The following is a 25,810-nucleotide window of genomic DNA, read 5'->3' as shown; positions in this document are numbered from 1 at the left end:
CGCGTGAAGCGATCCTCCAAAAACAAAACCCCGGCATCGCTGCCGGGGTTTCGCATTTTGTCGTTTGCCGGAATGGCTGGATCAGAAATCCATGCCGCCCATGCCGCCGCCCGGGGGCATCGCCGGACCGGCGCCGCCCTTCTTGGGCAGCTCGGCGACCATGGCTTCCGTGGTGATCAAGAGAGCCGCAACCGAGGCTGCGTTCTGGATCGCGGTACGGACCACCTTGGTCGGGTCGATGATGCCCTTCTTGACGAGGTCGACATATTCGCCGGTCTGGGAGTCGAAGCCATAGGCGTACGACTTGTTCTCGAGGACCTTGCCGACGATCACGGAGCCGTCTTCACCGGCGTTGATCGCGATCTGGCGAGCGGGCGCGGAGAGCGCCTTGCGGACGATCTCGACGCCGGTCTTCTGGTCGTCGTTCTTGGTGCGCAGGCCCTTGAGCTGCTCGGAGGCACGGAGCAGGGCGACGCCGCCGCCCGGGACGATACCTTCTTCCACAGCCGCGCGGGTCGCATGCATCGCGTCATCAACGCGATCCTTGCGCTCCTTCACCTCGACCTCAGTCGCGCCGCCGACGCGGATCACCGCGACGCCGCCAGCGAGCTTGGCAAGACGCTCCTGGAGCTTCTCACGGTCGTAGTCCGAGGTGGTTTCCTCGATCTGCGCCTTGATCTGAGCCACGCGCGCTTCGATGTCGGCCTTCTTGCCGGCGCCGTTGACGATCGTGGTGTTCTCCTTGTCGATCATCACCTTCTTGGCGCGACCGAGCATGTTGAGCGTGACGTTCTCGAGCTTGATGCCGAGATCTTCCGAGATCGCCTGGCCGCCGGTCAGGATCGCGATGTCCTGCAGCATGGCCTTGCGGCGATCGCCGAAGCCCGGAGCCTTGACGGCCGCAACCTTCAGGCCGCCACGGAGACGGTTCACGACCAGGGTCGCAAGCGCTTCGCCTTCGACGTCCTCGGCGACGATGACCAGCGGCTTGCCGGTCTGCACCACGGCCTCGAGCAGCGGCAGCAGCTCGTTCAGCGAGGAGAGCTTCTTCTCGTTGATGAGGATGTAGGCGTCGTCCATCTCAACGCGCATCTTGTCGGCGTTGGTGACGAAGTAGGGCGAGATGTAGCCGCGGTCGAACTGCATGCCCTCGACGACGTCGAGCTCGGTCTCGAGCGACTTGGCTTCCTCGACGGTGATGACACCCTCGTTGCCGACCTTCTTCATGGCGTCGGCGAGGAACTTGCCGATCTCCGCGTCGCCGTTGGCCGAGATGGTGCCGACCTGGGCGATCTCGTCGTTCGAGGTGACTTTCTTGGAGTTCTTGACGAGGTCCGCAACGACGGCTTCGACCGCGAGGTCGATACCGCGCTTCAGGTCCATCGGGTTCATGCCGGCGGCAACCGACTTGGCGCCTTCGCGCACGATCGCCTGGGCCAGCACGGTGGCGGTGGTGGTGCCGTCGCCGGCCGCGTCAGCGGACTTCGAAGCGACTTCGCGCACCATCTGCGCGCCCATGTTCTCGAACTTGTCCTCGAGCTCGATCTCCTTGGCGACGGTGACGCCGTCCTTGGTGATGCGGGGAGCGCCGAACGACTTGTCGAGCACGACGTTGCGGCCCTTCGGACCGAGCGTGACCTTCACCGCATTGGCGAGAATGTCGACGCCGCGAAGCATCTTGTCGCGCGCATCAACGGAGAATTTAACTTCTTTTGCTGCCATCTGGATTTTTTCCTTAGGTGTTTAGCTGGATAAGAGAGGGGCTCTTAGGCCGCCTTCTTCTTGGAAGCGGGGACGTCGAGGACGCCCATGATGTCGCTTTCCTTCATGATCAGCAGATCGACGTTGTCGATCTTGACCTCAGTGCCGGACCACTTGCCGAACAGCACGCGGTCGCCGACCTTCAGGTCGATCGGGATCAGCTTGCCTGCTTCGTCGCGGCCACCCGGGCCCACGGCGACGATCTCGCCCTGCGAGGGCTTTTCCTTGGCCGTGTCGGGAATGATGATGCCGCCAGCGGTCTTCTCTTCTGCGTCGATGCGCTTGACCACGACGCGGTCGTGAAGCGGACGGAATTTCATGCAGTTCTCCTAAGCTTTTGCACGAGTTGGGAATTTTTGGTTGTTAGCAGTCTGCGCCCGCGAGTGCTAGCACAGGCACAGCTGAGATAAGGCAGGATTTTGGCGGGAGCAAGGGCTTGTAGCAGAAAAATAGCACTCGGAAGCGCCGCCTGCCAAAATCTCTTTCCATCGTTAATCGTGCTCGGCGCCCGTATTAGCACGGAGCCACATCTGCTGCTAACGCATTGAATTTCAACAGCTTGTTAAACTTTTGGGCTTGAGATGGATTGTCAGTTTGCGTCACATTTGACTCATGTGAGCGCATCTCCACCGGGTGGCTCGTAGGGCGCTTACCGGAAAGCCATCCCTTGAATATGCGCTCCTGCAAAGGAGGTTGGCATGGTCTCGCGAGTTGGGGTTGTTTCCGACGACTTCCGGAAACAGGTGCTGGGTTACGGGCTGACGACGGCCGAAATTCTCTACCGGATGCCGGATCATCGCTCGCTGCTCCAGACCTATGTCTGGCAGAACTACGACATGTTTCCGAAATTTCCCGCGCTGACGGATTTCCTGGCGTTCTGGCAGAAGAAGCTCGACGGGCCGCTATTCTCGGTCACCGTCGCGCATTCCAAGCTGATCAAGCCGGCCGAGCTGCGCGCGGTGGACGGCGTGTTCCGGCTGCATTGAAGGCGAGCGCGGTACTGCAGGGGGCGGCGTCAGCGTAACCCACCATGCTTCAACGGTTGCGGAAAGAAGTGGTGGGTTACGTGAGCGCTGACCTACTCTACGATTTCGCATTCTGTGCTAGCCTCTCCCCATAACAACAGGGGAGACCGCCCATGGCCAAGAAAGCAAAATCGCGTAGCGCATCGCAGGCGGCGGTAAAGAAGCGAAGCGGGGCCAAACCTGCCGCACGATCCTCGGCGCGGAAGACGGTGAAGGCGAAAGCTCGCGCGACACCGGCAAAGTCATCCGTCAAGAAACCGGCGCGTCCCAAGCAGCGCATCGCGATCAGCCATCACCGCGAGGAAGATTTCAAGGCCGACGGCCTGCGCACCTACGCGAAGTATCGCGATCTCGGCATCGCCGCCGCGAGCCACGGCCTCGCGCAAGCGCACGTGATCCGGCTGCAAGGCCCCTGCAATCCGGACGAGGTGTCGAAGCTGCACTTCCACGACGTCGAATTCCAGATGGTCTACGTGCTCAAGGGCTGGGTGAAGACCTATATGGACGGAGAGGGCGAGACGCTGATGAAAGAAGGCAGCGCCTGGACCCAGCCGCCGAAGATCAAGCACATGATCCTCGACTATTCGGACGACGTCGAACTGCTGGAGGTGATCCTGCCGGCGGAGTTCAGGACTGTGGAGTTGAAGGCGTAGGCGAAGCGCAGATCAGCCGCCGTCGTTGCAATAGCGTTTCCACATCGCGCGATAGGCACCGTCCACCGCTTGCGCGTATGAGACGGGGTTGCCGGCGGCGGCAGCCTTGATTTGTCCGGGCAGCTCGCCGCGCAACTTATCGAGCTCGCCGATCTGCGACCCACGGCTCGCTGCGATTTCGACATATGCCTCATCGCTATCCGCGACCCAGTCCGGCAGGCCCAGGGCGGCAAGGATGGAGGCGGCAGCACGGCTCGGCAGGCTGTGACCGAGCTTCGCCACCACCGGCACGCCCATCTGCAAGGCTTCCCAAGTGCTGACGCCGCCATTCTGCGGGAATGGATCGAGACCAATATCGACGCGATTGAACGTTGCCAGATGTTCGTCTCGCGACGTGGCTCCGAGCAGATCGACGCGTTCGGCCGGCAATCGGCAAGCGGCAAACCGCGCCAGCAGGTTGTCGCGGACCAGCTGAGCGTCCAGCGCGGTATCCTTGATCAGCAGTCGCGAACCCGGCACCCGCTCGAGAATCCTGGACCAGACTTCCACTGCCTCGTTCGAAATCTTGCTGATGCGGTTGAAGACACCGAACGTGACGAAGCCGTTCGCAATCGCCGGCGTCGGCGCCCGCGCAATCCCCGCCGGCAGCGGCGCTAACGTCACAAAGCACGGCAGGTCAACGATGGTCTCCGCAAACAGATGCCGAACCGCGACAGGAATCGCGACCGGGTCTGAGAATAGATAATCGATCGTCGGCAGCCCGGTGCCGGTACCGTGGCCCCAGCCATGCGCCTGAACAGGTGCGGGCTTGCGCGCAAACACACCGAGGCGGTTTCCGCTGGTATGGCCGGACAGATCGATCAGGATATCGACGCCATCGGCGCGGATCTGAGCGGCGAGACGATCGTCGGACCATTGCGAGGCGTCGCGCCAGCGATCGGCGATCCCCTGAAATTCGCGGGTCGTCGCATCCGCTTTCGCTGAACACGCGTAGCACACGATCTCGAACTGTGCCCGATCATGGTGCTGCAAGACCGGCTTGAAAACGAACGCCGCCGAATGTGCGTGAAAATCCGACGAGACATAACCCAGCACCAGACGGCGATCCGGATCGCGGCTGTTATCATGCGGTCCCGCCGCTGCTGAGGCGATCTTCGCACCGATCTGCTCCCACCATACATGTCGCGCTTGCTGATGCTGCGCAACGCTGGCGTCGGCCACAAAATCGAGGGTGAATATCTTGCTGGAGATCGTGCTCTGATCAGGCTCAATGTCGAGAGCTCTGTCGAAACTGGCGAGGGCTTCGTCAACCCGGCCAAGTGCCGCGAGACATTGGCCGAGCAGGCTGTGGGCCTGAGAGAAGCCGGGATCGGTCGCGAGAGCCATCTCGCAATCGGCCAATGCTTCGGCAACTTGCCGGGTCAGGAGCAAGATGCTGGCCCGCCGGAGCCACCCATTCGCGTCCTCGGGTGCCAGGGCGATGGCTCGATTGCAATCCGCCATGGCTTCGTCAAATCGCTGAAGGTCCCGCAAAGCAACGGCGCGGGTCGACAGCGCCGAGGCATAGTCTGGCTTGATCGATAGCGCGCGGTTTAAGCTTGAGATAGCCTCGTCATAGGCGCGCAGACGGCAGAGCGCCCAACCCCGGCCGTTATGGGCTTCGGAAAGTTTTCCGTCGATTGCGAGCGCCTTGTCGTAGCTCTCGAGCGCTTCCTGGTAAAGTTCAAGGGCCGCGCTCGCGTTCCCGAGATTGGACAGGGCTAAGGCGTAGTTGGGTCGGAAGGCGAGGGCCTTTCGATAGCTCTCGCGGGCCTCATTGTGACGTTTGAGCCCGTTGAGCGCGACGCCCAGGCTCATATGAGCTTCGGCAGATCGCGGATCCACGGCAACCGCTCGGCTCAGCAGAACTTGCGCTTGCTGATAGTTTTTGGCTTCAGACTCCAAGACGCCCAGCAAATGAAGCGCGATGAATTGGTTGGGCGCGAGCTCCAGGAGTTCGCGATAGGCCGCCTTGGCCTCGCGGAGAAGTCCCGCTTTGTGCAGCTGGAGGGCGCGCGCGAGCAACGGCGTCACCTCGGCTTTTTGCCGTTTCTGAAGCCGGGCATTTTGAAATGCCCGCTGGCCTGCGCTGTTGCTCATGAATCAATTCCACCCGAATCTCCTGAAGAGATTAACATGGAAGGATTGTCCGGATTGCGCTGCGCTCTATCGGAGCTGCGAGGGCACCAGCCTCACACAAGCTTCAAATCAGCACGCCCACTACCGCTCTCAGCGTTCCCGACACGATCGACTTCAGCCCGAGCGCGCTGATTCCTCGCTGCGGATCGGTGCACTACCGCTCGAGATAGCCCAATTCCGCGCTCATGACCTTGCGAGCGTATTCGCTGAAGGCATCGATCAACCGGGCGCGCGCGGCATAAGGCGGATAGAGCAATGCGATCGTAACGGGGACAGCCGGGTTGAAGGGGCGCGTGACCAGAGCCGCGCCAGAGCTTTCGTCATGCGCGGCAATCGGGTTGATAATGCTGATGCCGAGGCCCGCCGCGACCAGGGCACAGACCGATGCGCCAAGATCGGTCTCCGCAACAATGCGGCGCGCGACGCCCGCCTGCGCGAAGATCGTATCGATGCGATCGTAGAGTGGGCTCCCCGTGGCGAAGGAAATGAACGCCTCGTCGGCGAAATCGGCAGGACGCAACGTCTTCTTCTGCGCAAGACGATGCGCCTTCGGCATGATCGCGACGCAACGGGTCTTGAGCACCGGCTCGACATGCACCCCCGCAACCTCGCCGTAGAGCATTGCGAGCCCGGTGTCGCAAAGCCCGGAACTGACCCAGTCATGCACGGCGCTCGCGGTGCCGGATCGGATCGAGATCATCACATGCGGATAGTCCACCTTGAAGCGTGCCGCGATGCGCGTCAGCAGGCCGCCGGCCAGGCGCGGCATCGCCGCAACGCTTAACCGACCCATACCGAACGAGCGGATGCTGGCTACGCTGGCCTCCAGTCCCGCCAAGCCGATGAAAGTCTTCTCGACCTCCTGGAAAAAGCGCGATCCGTCCACCGTCGGGCGGAGGCGGCCGCCACTGCGGTCGAACAGCGGGAATTGTGTGATCGCTTCCAGCTGTCCGATCAGGCGGCTGATCTGGGGTTGCGAGGTATGCATGCGCTGAGCCGCCTGCGTCATCGACCCCGTCACGAAGACCGCCCGAAAAGCCTCCACATGCTTCAGGCCCATGCGTCTGGTGGCCATATCAAATCCGTATAGGAGAGTATGAAACTGGAATTTCATCAGATCGGGCTTTTCGACGATAGTCCAGAGCATGAAGCCGTTCGTACGGAGCTGTCCTGTGGTTGCTCACCCGCCGTGGACGGCGTCACCGACATTCGCGACAAGAGGGGACATATGAAAGCGACAATGATCAAGGCACTGGCCGCGGCGACCGTCGCTGGTGTTCTTCTGTCCAGCGAGGCCATGGCCCAGGGTGCGAGCAGGCTCGACAAGATCCGTGAGAGCGGCTCGATCACATTGGGGTACCCCGAGACCTCGGTGCCGTTCGCCTATCTCGACGGTAACCAGAAGCCGATCGGTTACACCGTGGAAATCTGTGAACAGGTGGTGCAGGCGATCAAGACGGCCCTCAAGCTCCCCAAGCTCGAGATTCGCTATAACCCCATAACCTCGGCGACACGTATTCAGCTGCTCGCCAATGGCACGATCGATCTCGAATGCGGCAACACGACCAACAATGTCGAGCGGCATAAACTCGTTGTCTTTGCTCCCACCACCTTCGTTGCGCAGGTTGTCCTCGTCGCGCGCAAGGATGGCGGCGTCGATGTCAACGACCCCGCTTCGTTTCGCGGCAAGGCCATCGCCGCCCAAGCCGGCGGCCAGACTTTCAAGGTGATTACGCTGATCAACGCCAAGGAGAATCTCGGCATCACGGTGGTGCCGGCCAAGGACACCGCCGAGACCTTCTTGTTGGTGTCGACGGGCCGGGTGGCCGGGACCGCCAACGATGACGGTCTCGCCTTCGCCACGGTCGCCTCGTCCAGAACGCCAGATGAATTCCTGATCGGTAGCAAGAGTCTCGAGACGGCGCCCTATGGTATCGTCCAACCCAAGGATGATCCTGCTTTCAAGAAGATGGTCGACGATGCCGTGATCGACCTGATGAAGAGCGGGCAGGTTGCGGCGCTCTACGACAAATATTTTAATTCACCGATCCCGCCGCATGGCCTCAACCTGAAATTTCCGATGAGCGCCGCCCTCAAGCGGGCGTTGGCCAACCCGACGGATTCCGGCGACCCGGCAGTCTACGAATGACGCGACAAGCGCTCTAGAGGTCTCGCAATGGCACATCAACACGACACGAGTCCGGCGGGCGCCGCGTTACCACCCATCGACCTGCGTAGCGATACCGTCACCAAGCCGACCGAGGCGATGTATGCCCGCATGGTCTCGGCGCCGCTCGGCGATGACGGGCTCGACGGTGACCCCACGGTGCAGGAGCTGGAGGCCGTCGCAGCTGCGGCGTTGGGTAAGGACGCCGGCCTGTTTGTGCCGAGCTGCACCATGGCCAATCTGCTGGCGACGCTGGCGCAGTCGCAGCGCAGCGAACAGATCGTGCTGGAATCGAATGCCCATATGTACACCTCGGAACGAGGGGCAGCGACGTTTACGGGGCAGTTCTACCTCGCAATTGCCGGCACCGCCGGCGCAATGGACTTGAATTTGCTGGAGGACGCCCTGCACGGCGAAGGGCTCAAGCTCGGGACCGCTCTTGTCGCAATGGAAACCTCGCACAACAACGCGAGCGGCGCCGTATTGCCGCTGGATCATATGCAGGCCGTGCACGCCATGGCCTCGGCCCGCGGTGTGCCGGTGCATCTCGACGGCGCGCGGCTGTTCAACGCCGCCGTCGCCCTTGAAACGGCGCCGGCCGAGGTTGCGAGACATTGCGACACGGTGTCTCTGTGTCTGTCGAAGGGCCTGAGCGCACCCGCCGGTGCCGTGCTCGCCGGGCCGCGCGCGGTGATCGACAGCAGTCGCAGGTTTCGCCGCATGCTCGGAGGCACGCAGCGCCAGATCGGCGTCCTGGCCGCGGCCGGCCTGGAGGCGGTTGAAGTCATGGGGGCACGTCTGGGGGAGGATCACCGGCGTGCGCGAACCCTGAGTGATGCGTTGAACGGGATGCATCCAAATATCAGCGCGACAATCCCGCAGACGAATATCGTGCAGGTCGATGTCTCTCTCTCCGGGCGCGACAGTGCCGTGTGGTCGGGGGCTCTCGAAAGGGCGGGCCTGAGGGCGAGGCCTTGGGGCAAGCATCGCTTGCGTTGCGTGACCCATCGCCATATCGATGATGCGGATATTGATCGCGCGGTCGTGGCATTTCGTGCTGTGGCTGCGGCTTTGGCTTAGAGCATCCGCCGATGTGAATCGGGTCTCTTGTAGCCCGGATGGAGCGAAGCGAAATCCGGGGCCGCTGCTTGCGAGGGGATAGACTTTCCCGGATTGCGCTGCACTCCATCCGGGCTACGAGATCGTGACTACGTCAGCACTCCCACCACCGCTCCCATCAGACACGTCGTCAGCGTCCCCGACACGATCGACTTCAGCCCGAGCGCGTTGATTTCCTCGCGCCGTTCCGGCGCCATCACGCCGAGACCGCCGATCATGATGCCGAGGCTGGCGAAATTGGCGAAGCCGCACATCGCATAGAGCATGATCAGGCGCGAGCGCGGATCGAGCGTGCCGGGCGGCAACTTCGAGAAGTCGACATAGGCGATCAGCTCGTTCAGCACGGTTTTCGTGCCCATCAGGCTGCCGGCGGTGATCGCCTGGTCCCACGGCAATCCCATCAGCCAGCACACCGGCGCCATCACGAGGCCGAGCAGGCGCTGCAACGAGATCGCGGCGCCGCCGATATCCGGCAGCAGGCCGAGGATCGCATTGACGAGGTAGACCAGCGCCACCAGCACCAGCAGCATGGCGACGATGTTGATCAGCAGCTCGATCCCCGCGCCGGTCCCTTTCACGATCGCATCCATCGTGCCGGAGACTTCCATGTCGGGATCTTCCAGTGCGCCGCCGGTGCGCTTGTCGGATGTCTCGGGCACCATGATCAGGCTGACCAGGATCGCGGCCGGCGCACCCAGCACCGAGGCGATGACGAAATGCGCGGCTGCATCGGGAATGAGGGGAGCAAGGAGCGTCGCATACAGCACCAGCACCGTGCCGGCGATGCCGGCCATGCCGCCGGTCATTACAAGGAATAACTCGCTGCGGGTCATCTGCGCGAGATAAGGTCGCACGAACAGCGGCGCCTCGACCATGCCGAGAAAGATGTTGGCGGCGGTCGAGAGTCCGACCGCGCCGCCGACGCCGAGCGTCCGCTCCAGCAGCCAGGCCATGCCGCGCACGATCGGCGGCAGCACGCGCCAATAGAACAAGAGCGTCGTCAGCACGCTCATGACCAGCACGATCGGCAGCGCCTGGAACGCCAGGACGAAATCGGCACCCGGTGCTTTCAGGTCGAAGGGCAGGGGACCGCCGCCGACATAGCCGAACACGAAGGAGGAGCCGGCGCGCGAGGCCGCCGAGATCGCGCCCACGGCGTCGTTGATGGTACCGAAGGCGCGCGCGACGACGGGCACCTTCAGGAGAACGATCGCGGTGACGAAGGTAGCGATGAGGCCGATCGCCGTCTGGCGCAGCGAGGCCGCGCGGCGATTCTCGCTCAGGACCAAGGCGATCAACAGCAATGCGAAAATGCCGAGTGCCGATTGCAGCCGCAGCATGATGTCCCCAAACCCCCGATGATTATGGTCACCCCTGCGTTGCAAACGCAATGCCGGGAGATTGTCGGAGCGTCCCGCTGTTGACAAGCAGGTCCGCGTCAGCCACCCGGAGCACGTCGCCATCAGGAGCCGGATAGTCCGAACGTGACCGAAGAGGCGATGCCAAGCCAGCCAATATCGGGAAACCCGCCGGTCAGCGCCCGCGCGCTCCTCTCCCATCGCGCCTTCCTGTTCTTTCTGCTCTCGCGCAGCTTGTCGCGTTTCTCCAGCCAGATCGCGGCGGTCGCGATCGGCTGGCAGATCTACGATCTCACGGGCTCGGCCTTCGATCTCGGCATGGTCGGCCTCGTGCAATTCCTGCCCACCGCGCTGCTGGTGTTCGTCGCCGGCCATGCCGCCGACCGCTACGAGCGCAAGCGCGTGGTCCAGCTCTGCCAGCTCGTGGAAGCCGCGACCGCGCTCTATCTCGGCGTCATCACCTATCTCGGCTTGGTCAGCGAACTTCAGATTTTCGTGGCAACCTTCGTGCTCGGCATTGCCGGAGCCTTCGAAAGTCCGACCACTGCCGCGCTGCTGCCGGCGATCGCGCCGCAGGGCTCGCTCCAGCGCGCCACCGCCGTCTCCAGCGGTGCGGCGCAGGTCGCGACCATTACGGGGCCGGCGCTCGGCGGTTTTGCCTACGCGGTTGCGCCGCATCTCGCCTACGCGGTGATGGTGCTGTTCTGGATCTTCGGGATGATCCTGACCGGCTTCATCCGGCCGCGCCCGCAGGCGATCGCCAAGGATATGGCGGGAGCCGACGATATCTTCGCCGGCGTCCGCTTCATCCGCAGCAATCCGGCGATCCTCGGCACCATCTCGCTCGATCTGTTCGCGGTGCTGTTCGGCGGTGTCACAGCGCTGTTGCCGATCTATGCCCGAGATATCCTCCAGACCGGTCCGATGGGGCTCGGGATCCTGCGCGCCGCGCCCGCGGTCGGCGCGCTGCTGATGACCATGGTGCTGGCCCGACACGCCATTTCGCAGCATGTGGGCCTGCGCATGTTTCAGGCTGTGATCGTGTTCGGTGTCGCAACCATCGTGTTCGCACTGTCGTCCTGGATGTGGCTGTCGGTGCTCGCGCTCGCCATTCTCGGGGCGGCCGACACGATCAGCGTCGTGATCCGCTTCTCGCTGGTGCAGCTCGCGACCCCCGACGAGATGCGCGGCCGGGTCGGTGCGGTGAACTTCCTCTTCATCAACGCCTCGAACCAGCTCGGCCAGTTCGAGAGCGGGGTTGCCGCCGCACTGTTCGGCGCCATGCCAGCTGCCGTGCTGGGCGGCGTCTGCACGGTCGCGGTGGCGCTGTTGTGGATGAAGCTGTTTCCCAGCCTGCGGCAGGTGGAGAGCCTGGAGTAGGAACCCGCTCTCTCCCCGTCATTGCGAGGAGCCCGCGACAAAATTGCGAAGCAATTTTGCGTTGGTGCGACGAAGCAATCCAGAATCTTGCCGCGGTGGCAGTCTGGACTGCTTCGCTGCGCTCGTAATGACGATTGTTGAAGCAGTGCGGAGATTTAGCCGGCCTCACGCCCACTTGCGGAGCGAGGTCGCAACCCCATGCCGCCTATTGTGCATGGGGTTGTTTTCGCGTTTTTTGATTCAGCCCCGTCCCACGAACGGCATCTTGGTTGCCATGACGGTCATGGTCAGCACGTTGGCATCGAGCGGCAGGCCGGCCATGTAGGCGACGGCATCGCCGACCGCTTTCGCGTCCATGCGCGGCTCCTGCTTCGACGTGCCGTCGGGCTGCAGCACGCCGGGACCGTTGACCATGCGATCGGTCATGGGCGTTGCGGCATTGCCGATGTCAACCTGGCCGACTGCGATGTCGTACATGCGGCCGTCGAGGTTGGACGCCTTGGTGAGGCCGGTGATGGCGTGCTTGGTCGAGGTATAGGCCGCCGAGAACGGCCGCGGCGCATGCGCCGAGATCGAGCCGTTGTTGATGATGCGGCCGCCGCGCGGGCTCTGGTCCTTCATGATGCGGAAGGCGTGCTGGGTGCACAGGAACGGGCCTGTGAGGTTGGTGTTCACTACCGCCTGCCACTGCTCGAGGCTGAGATCCTCGAAATTCACCGGCGGTGCGCCCATGCCGGCATTGTTGAAGAGCACGTCGAGCCGGCCATAGGTGGCCTTCACCTTGTCGAACAGCGCGGCGATCGAGTCCGGCTTGGTCATGTCGGCGGTGACGCAGAGGCTTTTTCCCGCAGGACCGAGCTTGGCCGTCTCCTCGAGCATGTCGGGCCGGCGCCCGACCAGCACCACGGTGAAGCCGGTGTTCATCAGCGCCAGTGACGCCGCGCGCCCGACTCCAGTGCCGGCGCCCGTCACCACCGCGATCTTTTTCGCTTCACTCATCGTTTCCTGCCTTTTCTCTTGATCTGTCAGGTTTTGGATTCTTTTTCGTTCTTGTAGGGCGGCCGCGGAATGTTCTGATGCGCGGCGCGCAAGGCCGCCGACCAGCGCGAGCGCAAATCGTGGAAATAGGGCTCCCCCGCCTCGATGCGGTGGTTGAGATCGGCCTCGCAGGCGTCGGCGCGCACCACCAGCACGTCGATCGGCAGGCCGACGCCGAGATTCGAGCGCATGGTCGAATCCATCGAGATCAGCCCGGTCTTCAGCGCCTCGTAGAGCTCGACGTCGTAATGCATGGCGCGGTCGAGCACCGGCTTGCCGTATTTGTGCTCGCCGATCTGCAAATAGGGTGTGTCGGTGGTGCATTCGATGAAATTCCCGGCGGTGTAGACCATGAACAGGCGCATGCGCGCGCCGCTAATCTGGCCGCCGAACAGGAAGGAGACGTCGAACGACACGTCCTCGGATCTCAGCGCCGGCCCCTCGGTCGCGTGCACGGCCCGGATCGCCCGGCCAATGCGCTGGGCGGCCTGGAACATGGTCGGCGCGTTCATCAGGGTCTCGATCTCACCCGTGTTGGGGTCTTCGAGGCCCTCGGTCAGCGTCGAGAGCACCGACTGGCTGACGGCGAGGTTGCCGGCGCTGGCGATCGCCATGATGCGGTCGCCGGGCTTGGAGAAGATGTGGAGCTTGCGGAAGGTCGAGACGTTGTCGAGGCCCGCATTGGTGCGGGTGTCGGCGATCATCACCAGACCGTCCCGAACCAGAATTCCGCAACAATAGGTCATTTCCAGTCCCCGAACGCGTTTGCGCGGAATTACTAGCCAATTTCAAGGGCCGCTCCAACCCCCGATTGCCGCGGGGCGGCAGGGTGGAAACCGACTGTGGGTGAGGGGCGCGCGCGGCGCGGCTCAGCTCTGCCGCTGGGACTGCGATTGCGACTGGCCGCCGCGGCCGGCCTGCTCGACCTTGACCGCCACCGACAGCGTCTCCGCGCCGCCGCCATAGCGGGTGCCGCGCACGGGGGCTGCGCCGAGATAATCCAGCCCGATCGCGACGCGGACATGGGCGTCGGTGGCGCAGATGCTGTTGGCGGGATCGAAGCCGACCCAGCCGAGACCGTCGACATAGGCCTCCGCCCAGGCATGGCCAGCGTCCTGATGCACCGTGCCGTCGGAGCGCAGGAAGTGGCCGGATACGAAGCGCGCCGGCACGCCCCCGCTGCGGGCGCAGGCGATGAAGATGTGCGCGTAGTCCTGGCAGACGCCGCGCTTGAGCGTGAACGCTTCCGCCGCCGACGTGCCGCTGTTGGTGGGGTCCTCGTCGAACGTCATGTGATCGCTGATTTGCGTCATCAGCGTGTGCAGGAAGCCGAGCGTGTCGCTCTCGGCCTCGCTGCGCAGCTGGCGCGCGACCGCATTCATCGCCGGATTGACCGCGGTGAGGTCGGTGGCGCGCAAGAACATGCCGGCCGGAAAGCGCTCGTCGGCGCCGCGAAGAACGCCGCCGGTGTCGTGGGTCTCGATCAGGCCCTCGGCGGTGATCTTGATGTCGCCGACGGGTCCGCAGGACAGCACATGGGTGACGTTGCCGAACGCGTCCTCGTGGGTGTCGAGCTTGGTGTCGGTCGACACGTCGATCTGCCACTCCGCCACATATTGCCCGTCATGGCTGCCGGGCGTCATGCGCAGGATCTGGATCACGCTCGTAGCCTGCGGCTCGTAGCGATAGGTCGTGGTGTGCAGGATTCGCAGGCGCATGGTGGACCGTGATTTCTAAATGGTCATTCCGGGGCGATGCGTCAGCATCGAACCCGGAATCTCGAGATTCCGGGTCTGGTCCTACGGACCGTCCCGGAATGACAGAAGGTCAGATCAAATACTGCTTCGTGATGATTTCGCCCAGCCTGGAATTGTCCGAGATGAATTCCTGAATGAATTCATGCACGCCATGCTGGAAAATGTCGTTCATATTGCTGTGTTCCAGCCGGTTGCGGATGCCGCGGGCATGGCGCTGGGCCGGGCCCTGGCGGCCATAGGCGACCCCGATCTGATCGAGATTGCGCACGAGGTTGCCGTAGCAGCTCGCCAGTGAACGCGGCAGCGTGTCGTTGAGGATCAGGAGGTCCGCGATTAGCCAGGGTTTCAGCGTCTCGCGATAGACCCAGTGGTAGGCCGTCAGCGCCGAAACCGAGCGCAGGATCGAGGTCCATTGGTAGAAATCGAGCGGGCCGCCGACGTGCTCCTCCTCGGGCAGCAGCACATGGTATTTCACGTCGAGAATACGCGCGGTGTTGTCGGCGCGTTCGAGATGCAGGCCCATCCGCGAAAACCAGTACGCGTCGTTGCGCAACATGGTCCGGTAGGCCGAGCCGTCGAAACGCAGCGAGGTCTCCTGCACGAAGCGCAGGAACTTTGCGAGATCCTCGCGCGTGGAGGTCCCTCTGCTCCAGACCTCCTGCAGTTCGATCCAGGCCGAGTTGATGGTGTCCCACATCTCGCTCGTCAGCGCTGTGCGAACCGAGCGCGAATTCAGCCGCGCCGCCTCGATGCAGTTCCTGATCGAGGACGGATTGTCCGCGGAGAACGAGAGATAGTCGACGACGTTGTGCTCGTTGGCTTCTTCATACTGCTGATAGAAGCTCGCGGCGACGCCGGCGGTCAAAAGCGCCGAGTCCCATTCGTTGGTCTTGCCGATATAGGCGGCGGGAAGCGCGGTGACGCGCAGCGTCGCATCGATGGTGCGCGCGAGATACTCGGCCCGTTCGACGTAACGGGCGAGCCAATAGAGGTTTTCGGCGGTACGCGACAGCATCTCTCTACTCGTCCAGGATCCAGGTATCTTTGGTGCCGCCGCCCTGGCTCGAATTCACCACCAGGGAGCCTTCCTTCAGGGCAACGCGTGTCAACCCGCCGGGCACGATCGTGGTGCTCTTGCTGCCGGTGAGCACGAACGGTCGCAGGTCCACGTGGCGCGGCGCAAGGCCGGATGCCGTGCAGGTCGGGCAGGTCGAGAGCGCCAGCGTCGGCTGCGCGATGAAGCCTTCGGGCTCGCGCTTGAGCTTTTCGCGGAAGGCTTCAATCGTCGCCTTGGTCGCGGCAGGTCCGATCAGCATGCCGTAGCCGCCGGAGCCGTGCACCTCCTTCACGACGAGTTCGTTCAAATTGTCCAGCACATAGGCGAGATCCTTCGGCTCGCGGCAGCGCCAGGTCTGCACGTTCTTCAGAATCGGCTCCTCGCCGAGATAGAATTTAACGATGTCCGGCATGTAGGAGTAGATCGCCTTGTCGTCGGCGATGCCGGTGCCGACGGCATTGGCGAGCGTGATGTTGCCGGCCGCGTAGGCCGACATCAGCCCGGGCACGCCGAGCGCCGAATCGGGGCGGAATGTGAGGGGGTCGAGGTAGTCGTCGTCGACGCGGCGGTAGATCACGTCAACACGCTTCACCCCTTCCGTCGTGCGCATGAACACTTCGTTGTTCTTGACGATGAGGTCGCGGCCCTCGACGAGTTCGATGCCGAGCTTGTCGGCGAGGAAGGAGTGCTCGTAATAGGCCGAGTTGTAGACGCCCGGCGTGAGGAGCGCGACGGTCGGCTCGCCGGAGGCGCTTTGCGGCGCCACCGAGCGCAAGGCGGACAGCAGCTCGTCCGGATAGCGTTCGACCGGCGCCACCCTGTGACGGGCGAACAGATCCGGAAACAGCCGCATCATGATCTCGCGGTTTTCCAGCATGTAGGACACGCCCGAAGGCGTGCGCGCATTGTCCTCCAACACGATGAAGTCCTCGGCATCGACCCTGATGATATCGATGCCGGCGATGTGCACGTAGACGTCGTGCGGCACCTGCTGGCCATTCATCTCGGGACGGAACACCGGGTTCTGGAAGATCAGATCGGCGGGCACGATCTCGGCGCGCAGGATATCGCGGCCGTGATAGATGTCGCGCAGGAACATGTTGAGCGCGCGCACGCGCTGCTTCAGGCCCTTCTCCAGCAGCGACCATTCCTTGCCGGACATGATCCGCGGGATCACGTCGAAGGGGATCAGGCGCTCCGTGGATTCGGAGTCCCCGTAGACCGCGAAGGTAATGCCGATGCGGCGGAAGAGGAGCTCGGCCTCCTGGCGCCGATATTCGAGCGCCTCGGGAGGCGTCTCCTTGAGCCAGCGCGCCAGCTCCTGATAGGCGGGGCGAAGGTCCCCACCGGGAATGTTCATTTCATCAAACGCGACTGCCATAGATCCCGACTTGTCTCCGCAAGGCGTTGCGCCATTCGACAGGCCGCCAGGCCTTGGTGAAGACCGCAACGTCCTGGCCATGCGGCAAGAGTGCATGACTTTCATGCGGTAGCAAGGGTCGGGCCAGCGCGATAAGCATGAGGAGAGGACATTTGCCGGGGATGACCGGCGGCTTGCCTGAAAAAATGGCTGAGGACTGCTTATTTCGGCAGCAAAACCGCGTGACTTCAACGCGTTACCTCGGCAAAGTCGGGCCGACAGGTGAGGGACTTGAGGTATGAGCGAGATCGTCACGGCGGGTATTCTGGTCATTGGGGACGAAATCCTGTCCGGCCGGACCAAGGACAAGAACATCGGCTTCATCGCCGAATACCTGACCAATATCGGCATCGACCTGAAGGAGGTCCGGGTCGTCTCCGACGACGAGCCCGACATCATTGCCGCGTTGGATGCACTGCGGCATCGCTACACCTATGTCTTCACCACAGGTGGCATCGGGCCGACCCATGACGACATCACCGCCGACAGCGTCGCCAAGGCGTTCGGCGTCGGCATCGACCATCACCCGGAGGTGGTCGCCCGTTTCCGCGAGCGCTGGAGCGAGCAGGACCTCAACGAGGCCCGCCTGCGCATGGCCCGCATCCCTGATGGAGCCGAGTTGATCCAGAGCGCGACCATCCTCGCCCCCGGCTTCAAGATCGGCAATGTCATCGTGATGGCGGGCGTGCCCTCGATCATGCAGGCGATGATGGACATTGTCTCGCCCAAGCTGAAATCGGGCGTGCGCATGCTCTCCGAATCGGTCCGCGCCAATGCGCGGGAAGGCGACATCGGCGGCCCGCTGCGGGCGATTGCCGCCGAACATCCCGACACCATCATCGGCAGCTATCCCTTCACGGATGAAGAGCAGAAGCCCAACACCAATCTGGTGGTGCGCTCGCGCGATGCGGACAAGTTGGCGGCGGCGATGGCCGCGGTGAAGGCAATGCTGGCGGGATTGAATATCACCCGCTAACAACCAAGCTGCCGGCAGACGAAGGAGACGACAATGGCTGGTGAAGCACCGGAACTAAGTCCGCAAGAACGGGCGGGCCGCCCCTTTCCGGTCTCGTGGGACCAGTTCCACCGGGATTGCCGGGCGCTGACCTGGCGGCTCAACGAGGTTGGTCCGTTTCATGCGGTGATCGCGATCACCCGGGGCGGGCTTGTGCCAGCTGCGATCGTGGCCCGCGAGCTCGGCGTGCGCGTGATCGATACGGTCTGCATCGCCAGCTACGACCACGACAAACAGGGCGACCTCAAAGTGCTGAAGGGCATTTCCGAAGACGTGATGAAGCTCGGCGGCGGCACCGGCAAGGGGCTCCTGATCGTCGACGACCTCGTCGATACCGGCAAGACCGGCAAGCTGGTGCGCGCGATGCTCCCCGATGCGCATTTCGCCACCGTCTACGCCAAGCCGAAGGGACGTCCGCTGGTCGATACCTTCATCACCGAAGTCTCGCAGGACACATGGATATTCTTCCCCTGGGACACCGCGCTGTCCTACCACCCGCCGCTTCGCGACGGGGCGGCGTGAGTATCACCGTCATTGCGAGCGCAGCGAAGCAATCCAGAAATGTGTCCGCGGAAATAGTCTGGATTGCTTCGTCGCTTCGCTCCTCGCAATGACGGGCAGAAGCGACCATGCCCCTGCAAAACCGCGTCACGCCGACCGGCGAGATCATTGCCACGCCACATCGCGGCCTATTCACCGGTAACCGCGGCATCATCCATGATCCCGCGACCAAGACGCTGCTGAAAAAGCGCTGGTCGTCGCCGGCCTGGATCACCTGCCTATGTGAATTCCGCGGCTGGCGGCGGCCGGTGATGGCGCGGCGGAGTTGGACCGAACTGTTCTTCCTGGACGAGGCCACCGCCTTTGCCGCAGGCCACCGTCCCTGCTTCTTCTGCCGCCGTGACGATGCGAAGCGCTTTCGGGTTGCATGGGAGACGGGCAATGGCGTGAGCAACGCGCGTGCCAAGGAGATCGATGCGCAACTGCACCTGGAACGCCTCGATCATGGTCGCAAACGCCTGCACCCGTTGCCGATGCCGCTGGCAGAATTGCCCGACGGCGCGATGGTGCAGCAGGGCGATGAGAGTTTCTTGGTGGTGCAGGGTAGGCTGCTGCTGTGGTCATTCGCGGGCTACGCCCCGCATACCAGCGCCCTCGATCACCCGCTGTTGCTGACGCCGCTTTCCACGCTGCGCGCGATCATCGCTGGATATCAACCTGTGCTGCATCCGACCGCACGCCCCTAGCGCAGCGGCTTACCGCTTTCATCCACTGTCGTCCGCGCATCGCGCAACGCCCATTCGCGGATCACTTGGCGGCAGCGCGTCAGCTCGGCTTCGCTCGCGGCATTCGCATCCTTCGACGTACGCTCCATGATTGCCTTGCAATTGAGAAGCACCGAGCGATCCTCACCGCGCGCCGGCAGTGCGATCGCCGCAAGCGTCGCAACAACGAAAGCGGATCGGACCACCGCCTTAACCCAGCTTCTCGCGTGCCAGCGCGGCACCCGCGCCGAGCGCCATCAGCTTGGCTTCGGCGATCTCGCGCCGCATCGGCGCCATGCCGCAATTGGTGGTGGCGATGATGTTGCTCTTGGGCACGAATTTCGACACCGCGTCGATCACCTGCACGACGTCCTCGGCCGTCTCCACCGTGTCGCTGGCGACGTCGATCACGCCGGCCTGCACGATCTTGGTCTTGAGCAGGGCAAGCAGGTCGAGCGGCACTTTCGAGTTGCGGCACTCGATCGCGACCTGCTGGATCGGGCTGGCGTCGATCGCGGGAAAGATCTGCTCGTACTGCCGCCATTGCGCGCCGAGCGTTTCCTTCCAGTCGGTGTTGGCCTTGATGCCGTAGCCGTAGCAGATGTGCACGGCGGTGGCGCAGGTCAGGCCCTGCGCGGCGTGCTCCAGCGCCTTGATGCCCCAATCGTTGACCTCGTCCATGTAGACGTTGAAGGCGGGCTCGTCGAATTGCACGAGATCGACGCCGTCGGCCTGGAGCGCCTTGGCTTCCTCGTTCAGGAGTTCGGCGAACGCAAAGGCCATCTTGACGCGATCGCCATAGTAGCGATCGGCAATGGTGTCGATGATGGTCATCGGGCCGGGCAGGGTGAACTTGAGCTTCTTCTTTGTATGCGTCCGCGCGACCCGCGCCTCGTCGGCGTGGACGCGGCTCTTCAGCCGGAGCGGGGCGACGACCTGCGGCACCATCGCCTTGTAGCGATCCTTGCGGATGCCCATCTCGACCTTGTGGGCGAAGTCGATGCCCTCGATCTTCTCCAGGAAACCGTGGACGAAATGTTGCCGGGCCTGCTCGCCCTCGGTGACGATGTCGATCCCGGCATCCTCCTGGACCTTGACGGCAAGCATCGTCGCATCGCGCTTGGCGCGGACGAGCTCTTCGCCTTGCGACTTCCAGGGCGCCCAGAGCATGTTGGGTTCGGCGAGCCATTCCGGCTTCGGCAAGGAGCCGGCGATCGTGGTTGGAAACAGCATGGCGGCCCTCTCGGCGGGTTGTGATTGCGCCCCTTCCTGCCATGTCTTAACGTCGAGGTACAGAACAACAAAAGTCGCCTTGAAACCGGCGGCGCCGGATCGGAAACGCCATGATCGAATTCTTCTTCGACTGTTCCAGCCCTTGGACCTATCTCGCCTTCCACAACATCCAGCCGCTGGCCAGGGAGGTTGGCGCGGAGATCATCTGGCGGCCGATCCTGGTGGGCGGCATCTTCAATACGGTCAACCCAAGTGTCTATGCGCAACGTGAGACACCGGTGCCGCTGAAGGCGCGCTACATGAAAAAGGACCTTGCGGACTGGTCGCGCTCGGCCGGCCTGGCGATCAAGATGCCGCCGACGGTATTCCCGGTGAACAGCGTCAAAGCGATGCGCGGCTGCATCTGGCTCGGCAAAGACATGGTGCCGTTTGCGACGGCCGTGTTCGAGGCCTATTGGGGCGAGGACAAGGACATCTCGCAGGACGCAGTGCTCGCCGAGATCTGCAGGAAGGTCGGCGTCGATGAGCAGAAATTCTTCGCGGGCATTTCCGGGCAGGGAATCAAGGATCAGCTCAAGGCCAACACCGAAGAAGTCGTCGCCCGCGGCGGCTTTGGCTCGCCGACGATCTTCGTCGGCAAGACCGACATGTATTTCGGCAACGACCGCCTACCGTTGATCCGCGAGGCACTGCTGCGCGGCAAGGCGAGCGCGGCCTGATGGTGCGGGCTGTCGTTTGCCGCGCGCTCGGCGCGCCCGAAAAATTGCAGCTTGAAGAGTTTCCGTCGCGCGCCCTGAAGCCGGGCGAAGTGCGCGTCGCGATCCGTGCGGCTGGGTTGAATTTTCCAGACGTGCTGATGGCGGCCGGCGAGTACCAGCTCAAGCCGGAGCTGCCGTTTACGCCGGGAATGGAGGCGGCCGGCGACGTGACCGAGGTCGGCGCAGAGGCGAGCGGCGTCGCCGTCGGCGACAAGGTCATCGTCAAGATGCGGCACGGCGCCTTCGCCGATGAAGCAGTGGTGATGCCGTCGCAGCTCACGCCGATGCCATCGACGTTCGACTATGCGGAAGCCGCGACCTATCTCGCCGGGCACGGCACCGCCTATCACGCGCTGATCGACCGCGGCCGGGTTGCGCCGGGCGAGGTGCTGCTGGTGCACGGCGCCGGCGGGGGCGTGGGCCTTGCTGCCGTCGAGATCGGCAAGATGCTGGGCGCGACCGTGATTGCGACGGCCTCCAGCGACGAAAAGCTTGCGATCGCCAAGGCGCGGGGCGCCGATCATCTCGTGCGCTACGACCGCGAGCCGTTTCGTGATGCCGTCAAACGTATCACCGACGGTCGAGGTGCCGACGTCGTGTTCGATCCCGTCGGCGGCGAAGTGTTCGAGAATTCGATGCGTTGCATCGCTTGGGGCGCACGGCTGCTGGTGATCGGCTTCACCGGCGGCATCGGCTCGGCGAAAACCAATCTCTTGCTGATCAAAGGCGCCAGCGTGCTCGGCGTGCGAGCGGGCGAAGCGGTACGCAAAAATCCCGCGCTCGGTGAGGTCAGGCTGAAGGCGCTGCTCCAATGGGCCGAGGAGGGCAAGCTGCGGCCCAACGTCTCGCACCGCCTGCCGCTGGAGGAGGTTGCGAAGGCGATGCGGTTGCTGATCGACCGCAAGGCGATCGGGCGCGTGGCGTTGGTGATGGAGTGACAGTGCCGTAGGGTGGGCAAAGGCGCGTGAGCGCCGTGCCCACCATTTATCGGCAACCGTGACAAGAATGGTGGGCACGCTTCGCTTTGCCCACCCTACGATGCCCTACTTGTATTCCCGCTCTGTCCACCACGGGAAATAATCCGGCATGTCGCTCGATACCTTGTTCTTGAACTGCGCAGGGCGCTTTTCCAGGAACGACACCACGCCTTCCTTCACATCGTCCGAGCGGCCGCGGGCGTAGATGCCACGGCTGTCGACCTTGTGGGCCTCCATCGGATCGTCGGCGCCCATCATGCGCCACATCATCTGGCGGATCAGCGCCACTGACACGGGCGCCGTCTTCGCCGCGAATTCCTTGGCGAGCGCGCGGGCGGTCGGCAGCAGATCATCAGGGGCTACGACCTTGCTGACGAGGCGACCGGCGAGGGCTTCCTGCGCCGGGAAGACGCGGCCCGAATAGCACCATTCCAGCGCCTGCGAGATGCCGACGATGCGCGGCAGGAACCAGCTCGAGGCAGCTTCCGGCACGATGCCGCGCTGGGAGAACACGAAGCCGAACCGCGCGGCATCGGACGCGATGCGGATGTCCATCGCGAGCTGCATGGTGACGCCGATGCCGACCGCCGGGCCGTTGACCGCGGCAATCACCGGCTTCAGGCATTTGAAGATGCGCAGTGTCACCTGGCCGCCGCCGTCGCGCACCTGGGAATCACTGTAGTCGACCTTGCCGTCGGCGAAGCGTTTTACGGGCCCGCGCCGTGCGTCGCGATCAAAGGTGTCGGCACCAGACGAAAGGTCTGCGCCCGCGCAAAAACCGCGGCCGGCGCCTGTGACGATGATGGCGCGGACGTCGTCGTCCTTGTCGCCGGCGTCGAACGCGTCGATCAGTTCGGCTTGCATCTGCGCGTTGAAGGCGTTGAGCTTGTCGGGCCGGTTCAGCGTGATGGTGAGGATCTGCTCGGCGACCTCGTATTTGATCGTCTCATACGCCATGGTGGTTTCCTTCCCTGTCCTGAACTCTGTCTCGAAGAGACGTCATGCATGGCCGCCAGCGTCCGTCTTGCGCGGACTGGGCGTTTGGTGGCCAGGCTCTACTTCGCCGGCGGGCTGGGCCAGGGCTTCTGCGGCCCGCGCAGGCTCTCGAAGGCCTTGGCCATGCCAAGCACGCCGATATCGTCGAAGCGGCGGCCGACGATCTGCACGCCGATGGGAAAACCCTTGGCGTCGAAGCCGCCGTTGATGGAGACCGCCGGATTCTCCGACATATTCCATGGGACGGTATAGGCGATGTGCTCGAACGGCTTCATGGGATCGTTGGTCGGCGAGGCCCACTCCGCCGGATAGTTCACGTTCGGCGCGGTCGGCGAGATCACATAGTCGAGCTCGCAGAACAGCTTTGATGCCGCGGCGCGGATTGCCATGGTCTGGTTGAAGCCCCTGATGACGTCGACACCCGAGAGCTTCGCGCCAGACTCGCCCCACTTGAAAATGTAAGGCAGCACCTTGGCCTGTTCGGCGGGCGTCAGCTTCGACAGATCATCCCACATCCGTGCGCGCCAAAAGTTGTCGAGGCCGTCGAGCATCTCGCGCGTGAGGATGCCGTCGACCTCGGTGACGACGGCGGCTGCGGATTCGAACGCTTTCGCCGCCTTCACAGCGACCTCGCGCACCGGTTTCTCCAGCGCCAGGCCAACGCCGGGATCGAGCATCAGTCCGATGCGGAGTTTGCGCGGGGATTTCTCCAGCCCCTTCCAGTTGAGGGGCTCTGCGGGCAGGCTCGTGCCGTCGCGCCGGTCGGGTTTCGCGATCGCGCTCATCATCAGCGCGCAATCGTCGACGGTGCGGGTCATGGGACCGGCGACGCGGCCGACATAGGCGGGATCGATCGGCACGCGTCCAAAGCTCGGCTTTAATCCGACGAGGCCGCACCAGCCCGCGGGCAGGCGGACCGAGCCGCCGATATCAGTCCCGAGATGCAGCGGGCCATAGCCGGCCGCGGCCGCGGCGCCCGCGCCGGCGCTGGAGCCGCCGGGATTTTTGGAGAGGTCCCAGGGATTACGCGCGAGCGCATGGAAAGAGGACAGCCCCGAGGACAGCATGCCGTAATCGGGCATGGTGGTCTTGGCGAAGATGATCGCACCGGCCTCGCGCAGGCGCGCGGCCGGTGGTGCGTCCTTCTCGGCCGGCACCAGCTTGACGCTGGCGGCGCCCAGCGGCACCGGCACGCCCTTGGTCGCGATGTTGTCCTTCACCGTCACCGGCACGCCGTCGAGCGCTCCGGACGGCTCGCCCCCGGTCCAGCGTGCGGTCGAGGCCTTCGCGGCCTCGCGCGCGCCGTCGGGATCGAATGCATAAAGCGCCTTGAGGTGCGGCTCCCACGCGGCGACGTGCGCGAGCACGTCTTCCAGCACCTCGCTCGGCGAGAACTGCTTGGCGCGATAGCCCGCGATCAGATCGACAGCGGAGAGATCGTGCAGCGAGGTGACGTCCTCTTCGACGCTCTTTTTATGCATGGGCACCCACCGGCATCCGGGTCTCGATGATCCGGGCGAACATGCTGGCACCGATCGGCAGGATCTTGTCGTCGAGCACGAAGCCGGGATTGTGCACGGGCACCGAGCCGTCGTGGCCGACCCAGAAATAGGCGCCGGGAATGGTTTGCAGCATGTCGGCAAAATCTTCGCTGCCCATCTTCGGCTGGGCGCGGGTGATCACGTTGGCGGGGTCGACGATGGTGCGCGCGACGTCTTCGACCACCTTGGACTGCTCGACCTGGTTGACCAGCACATCGAAGGTGTCGCGGATGTCGACGTCGATCACGCACTGATAGGCGCTCGCGATGCCGGCGCAGATCGTGCGAATGCGTTCGCTGATCAGGGTGCGGACTTCTTTCGAGAAAGTGCGGATGGTGCCGCAAAGATGCGCTTCGCCGGGGATGACGTTGTACGCCGAGCCGGCGTGGATCTGCGTGATCGAGACGACTGCGGCCTGCAGCGGCTCGACGTTGCGGCTGACGATGGTCTGGATCGCCTGCGCCAGCGTGGTCGCGATGATCACAGCGTCCTTGGAGCGTTCGGGCATCGCGCCGTGCGCGCCGTAGCCGGTGATGCGGAGGTCGAAGAAGTCGGCGCTGGCCATCGCAGGGCCGGGCAGGATCGCGATCTCGCCGTGGTTGAGGTCCGGCGCATTGTGCAGGCCGTAGAGCTCGTCGCAGGGAAACTTCTCGAACAGCCCGTCCTTGATCATCGCGCGGGCGCCGCCGAGGCCTTCCTCGGCCGGCTGGAAGATCAGGTGTACGGTACCGTCGAAGTTCTTGGTCTCGGCGAGGTAGCGCGCGGTGCCGAGCAGCATGGTGGTGTGGCCGTCATGGCCACAGCCGTGGAAGCGGCCCGGGATTTTCGAACTCCATTTCAGATTGGTGTTCTCCTCCATTGGCAGCGCGTCCATGTCGGCGCGAAGCCCGATGCGCTTGCCGCTCGACCCCTTGCCCTTGATGACGCCGATCACGCCGGTGCCGCCGAGACCGCGATGCACCTCGATGCCCCAGCTCTTCAGCTTGTCGGCGACGATGCCGGAGGTGCGCACTTCCTCGAAGCCGATTTCCGGATGGGCGTGGAGGTCGCGCCTGATGGCTGTGAGTTCGTCGGCATAGCCGTCGATGCGGTCGATCGTGGGCATGTGTTCT

Annotated in this window: 25 protein-coding genes; 10 read left to right on the top strand and 15 right to left on the bottom strand. The window is 63.7% G+C overall.

Translation table 11 applies throughout. From position 1 onward, the window contains the following. Window positions 1-81 precede the first annotated feature (81 nt). Both groL and ABIB90_RS14985 read right to left on the bottom strand, forming a co-directional pair. Window positions 82-1,722 carry a chaperonin GroEL gene (gene groL / locus ABIB90_RS14990; RefSeq protein ID WP_007602475.1) on the bottom strand — a complete coding sequence of 547 codons (1,641 nt, stop codon included), beginning with the start codon at window positions 1,720-1,722 and terminating at the stop codon, window positions 82-84. A 44-nt stretch (window positions 1,723-1,766) separates the two neighbouring features. Beyond that, complete coding sequence (locus ABIB90_RS14985) at window positions 1,767-2,081, bottom strand: co-chaperone GroES (RefSeq protein WP_027518760.1); 315 nt, start codon at window positions 2,079-2,081, stop codon at window positions 1,767-1,769. A 378-nt stretch (window positions 2,082-2,459) separates the two neighbouring features. Here ABIB90_RS14985 and ABIB90_RS14980 point away from each other — a divergent pair, with 378 nt between their 5' ends. Both ABIB90_RS14980 and ABIB90_RS14975 read left to right on the top strand, forming a co-directional pair. Beyond that, the gene (locus ABIB90_RS14980) at window positions 2,460-2,747 is read left to right on the top strand and encodes an usg protein (RefSeq protein WP_007602477.1); all 288 of its coding nucleotides are present in this window, start codon (window positions 2,460-2,462) and stop codon (window positions 2,745-2,747) included. A 152-nt stretch (window positions 2,748-2,899) separates the two neighbouring features. Then, window positions 2,900-3,439, top strand: a complete 540-nt coding sequence (locus ABIB90_RS14975; protein WP_354159011.1) for a cupin domain-containing protein — start codon at window positions 2,900-2,902, stop codon at window positions 3,437-3,439. 12 nt (window positions 3,440-3,451) lie between these two features. Here ABIB90_RS14975 and ABIB90_RS14970 read toward each other — a convergent pair whose 3' ends face one another. Together ABIB90_RS14970 and ABIB90_RS14965 are read right to left on the bottom strand one after the other, a co-directional pair. Beyond that, complete coding sequence (locus tag ABIB90_RS14970) at window positions 3,452-5,578, bottom strand: O-linked N-acetylglucosamine transferase, SPINDLY family protein (protein WP_354200992.1); 2,127 nt, start codon at window positions 5,576-5,578, stop codon at window positions 3,452-3,454. Between the two features lie 193 nt (window positions 5,579-5,771). Then, window positions 5,772-6,692 (bottom strand): LysR substrate-binding domain-containing protein, encoded by a 921-nt coding sequence (locus ABIB90_RS14965; RefSeq protein WP_354200991.1) that lies wholly within the window; start codon window positions 6,690-6,692, stop codon window positions 5,772-5,774. A gap of 153 nt (window positions 6,693-6,845) precedes the next feature. Between ABIB90_RS14965 and ABIB90_RS14960 the strand changes: the two genes are divergently transcribed. Both ABIB90_RS14960 and ABIB90_RS14955 read left to right on the top strand, forming a co-directional pair. Continuing rightward, window positions 6,846-7,766 (top strand): amino acid ABC transporter substrate-binding protein, encoded by a 921-nt coding sequence (locus tag ABIB90_RS14960; protein ID WP_354200990.1) that lies wholly within the window; start codon window positions 6,846-6,848, stop codon window positions 7,764-7,766. Between the two features lie 27 nt (window positions 7,767-7,793). Beyond that, entirely contained in the window at window positions 7,794-8,864 is a 1,071-nt protein-coding gene (locus ABIB90_RS14955) for a threonine aldolase family protein (protein WP_354200989.1), read from the top strand. A 128-nt stretch (window positions 8,865-8,992) separates the two neighbouring features. Here the strand turns inward: ABIB90_RS14955 and ABIB90_RS14950 are convergent, their stop codons facing one another. Beyond that, window positions 8,993-10,243, bottom strand: a complete 1,251-nt coding sequence (locus tag ABIB90_RS14950; protein WP_354200988.1) for a NupC/NupG family nucleoside CNT transporter — start codon at window positions 10,241-10,243, stop codon at window positions 8,993-8,995. A 159-nt stretch (window positions 10,244-10,402) separates the two neighbouring features. Here ABIB90_RS14950 and ABIB90_RS14945 point away from each other — a divergent pair, with 159 nt between their 5' ends. Then, on the top strand, window positions 10,403-11,641 hold the full coding sequence (locus ABIB90_RS14945; RefSeq protein ID WP_354200987.1) for an MFS transporter: 1,239 nt from the start codon (window positions 10,403-10,405) through the stop codon (window positions 11,639-11,641). 240 nt (window positions 11,642-11,881) lie between these two features. Here the strand turns inward: ABIB90_RS14945 and ABIB90_RS14940 are convergent, their stop codons facing one another. The 5 genes from ABIB90_RS14940 to ABIB90_RS14920 all read right to left on the bottom strand — a co-directional run bounded on the left by ABIB90_RS14940 (window position 11,882) and on the right by ABIB90_RS14920 (window position 16,874). Next, window positions 11,882-12,640 (bottom strand): SDR family oxidoreductase, encoded by a 759-nt coding sequence (locus tag ABIB90_RS14940; protein WP_007602492.1) that lies wholly within the window; start codon window positions 12,638-12,640, stop codon window positions 11,882-11,884. 26 nt (window positions 12,641-12,666) lie between these two features. Next, on the bottom strand, window positions 12,667-13,425 hold the full coding sequence (locus ABIB90_RS14935) for a proteasome-type protease (protein ID WP_007602494.1): 759 nt from the start codon (window positions 13,423-13,425) through the stop codon (window positions 12,667-12,669). A 123-nt stretch (window positions 13,426-13,548) separates the two neighbouring features. After that, window positions 13,549-14,397 (bottom strand): transglutaminase family protein, encoded by an 849-nt coding sequence (locus ABIB90_RS14930; RefSeq protein ID WP_007602496.1) that lies wholly within the window; start codon window positions 14,395-14,397, stop codon window positions 13,549-13,551. Between the two features lie 109 nt (window positions 14,398-14,506). After that, window positions 14,507-15,451: an alpha-E domain-containing protein gene (locus ABIB90_RS14925; RefSeq protein ID WP_007602499.1), complete on the bottom strand. Its 945-nt coding sequence runs from the start codon at window positions 15,449-15,451 to the stop codon at window positions 14,507-14,509. Window positions 15,452-15,455: 4 nt separating this feature from the next. Next, window positions 15,456-16,874: a circularly permuted type 2 ATP-grasp protein gene (locus ABIB90_RS14920; RefSeq protein ID WP_354200986.1), complete on the bottom strand. Its 1,419-nt coding sequence runs from the start codon at window positions 16,872-16,874 to the stop codon at window positions 15,456-15,458. Between the two features lie 277 nt (window positions 16,875-17,151). Here ABIB90_RS14920 and ABIB90_RS14915 point away from each other — a divergent pair, with 277 nt between their 5' ends. From ABIB90_RS14915 to ABIB90_RS14905, 3 genes are all read left to right on the top strand, one after another. Continuing rightward, window positions 17,152-17,889 (top strand): competence/damage-inducible protein A, encoded by a 738-nt coding sequence (locus ABIB90_RS14915; RefSeq protein ID WP_007602502.1) that lies wholly within the window; start codon window positions 17,152-17,154, stop codon window positions 17,887-17,889. A gap of 33 nt (window positions 17,890-17,922) precedes the next feature. Further along, the gene (gene gpt, locus ABIB90_RS14910; RefSeq protein ID WP_354158998.1) at window positions 17,923-18,450 is read left to right on the top strand and encodes a xanthine phosphoribosyltransferase; all 528 of its coding nucleotides are present in this window, start codon (window positions 17,923-17,925) and stop codon (window positions 18,448-18,450) included. 107 nt (window positions 18,451-18,557) lie between these two features. After that, window positions 18,558-19,175 (top strand): hypothetical protein, encoded by a 618-nt coding sequence (locus ABIB90_RS14905; RefSeq protein WP_354200985.1) that lies wholly within the window; start codon window positions 18,558-18,560, stop codon window positions 19,173-19,175. Here the strand turns inward: ABIB90_RS14905 and ABIB90_RS14900 are convergent. Then, window positions 19,172-19,399, bottom strand: coding sequence for a hypothetical protein (locus ABIB90_RS14900; protein WP_354200984.1), 228 nt, complete (start codon window positions 19,397-19,399; stop codon window positions 19,172-19,174). The two genes, ABIB90_RS14905 and ABIB90_RS14900, sit on opposite strands and share 4 nt — an antisense overlap. Before the next feature lie 4 nt (window positions 19,400-19,403). Beyond that, window positions 19,404-20,426 carry a methionine synthase gene (locus ABIB90_RS14895; RefSeq protein ID WP_354200983.1) on the bottom strand — a complete coding sequence of 341 codons (1,023 nt, stop codon included), beginning with the start codon at window positions 20,424-20,426 and terminating at the stop codon, window positions 19,404-19,406. 110 nt (window positions 20,427-20,536) lie between these two features. On the opposite strand from ABIB90_RS14895, the gene ABIB90_RS14890 reads away from it, so the two are divergent. Beyond that, window positions 20,537-21,145, top strand: coding sequence for a 2-hydroxychromene-2-carboxylate isomerase (locus ABIB90_RS14890; RefSeq protein WP_354158990.1), 609 nt, complete (start codon window positions 20,537-20,539; stop codon window positions 21,143-21,145). Continuing rightward, entirely contained in the window at window positions 21,145-22,122 is a 978-nt protein-coding gene (locus tag ABIB90_RS14885; protein ID WP_354158988.1) for an NADPH:quinone oxidoreductase family protein, read from the top strand. Before ABIB90_RS14890 ends, ABIB90_RS14885 begins: the two co-directional genes overlap by 1 nt. Before the next feature lie 105 nt (window positions 22,123-22,227). On the opposite strand, the gene ABIB90_RS14880 is transcribed toward ABIB90_RS14885, so the two are convergent. The 3 genes from ABIB90_RS14880 to ABIB90_RS14870 form a co-directional block, all read right to left on the bottom strand. Beyond that, entirely contained in the window at window positions 22,228-23,118 is an 891-nt protein-coding gene (locus tag ABIB90_RS14880; protein ID WP_354200982.1) for a crotonase/enoyl-CoA hydratase family protein, read from the bottom strand. Window positions 23,119-23,216: 98 nt separating this feature from the next. Then, window positions 23,217-24,638, bottom strand: coding sequence for an amidase (locus ABIB90_RS14875; RefSeq protein ID WP_354200981.1), 1,422 nt, complete (start codon window positions 24,636-24,638; stop codon window positions 23,217-23,219). After that, window positions 24,631-25,803: a M20 aminoacylase family protein gene (locus ABIB90_RS14870; protein ID WP_027567765.1), complete on the bottom strand. Its 1,173-nt coding sequence runs from the start codon at window positions 25,801-25,803 to the stop codon at window positions 24,631-24,633. The genes ABIB90_RS14875 and ABIB90_RS14870 overlap by 8 nt, the downstream gene beginning before the upstream one ends. Between the last annotated feature and the right edge of the window lie 7 nt (window positions 25,804-25,810).

It is taken from the genome of Bradyrhizobium sp. JR4.1, from assembly GCF_040548605.1.
Taxonomy (GTDB): Bacteria; Pseudomonadota; Alphaproteobacteria; order Rhizobiales; family Xanthobacteraceae; genus Bradyrhizobium; species Bradyrhizobium canariense.
This window is presented reverse-complemented; position numbering and strand designations above follow the sequence as displayed.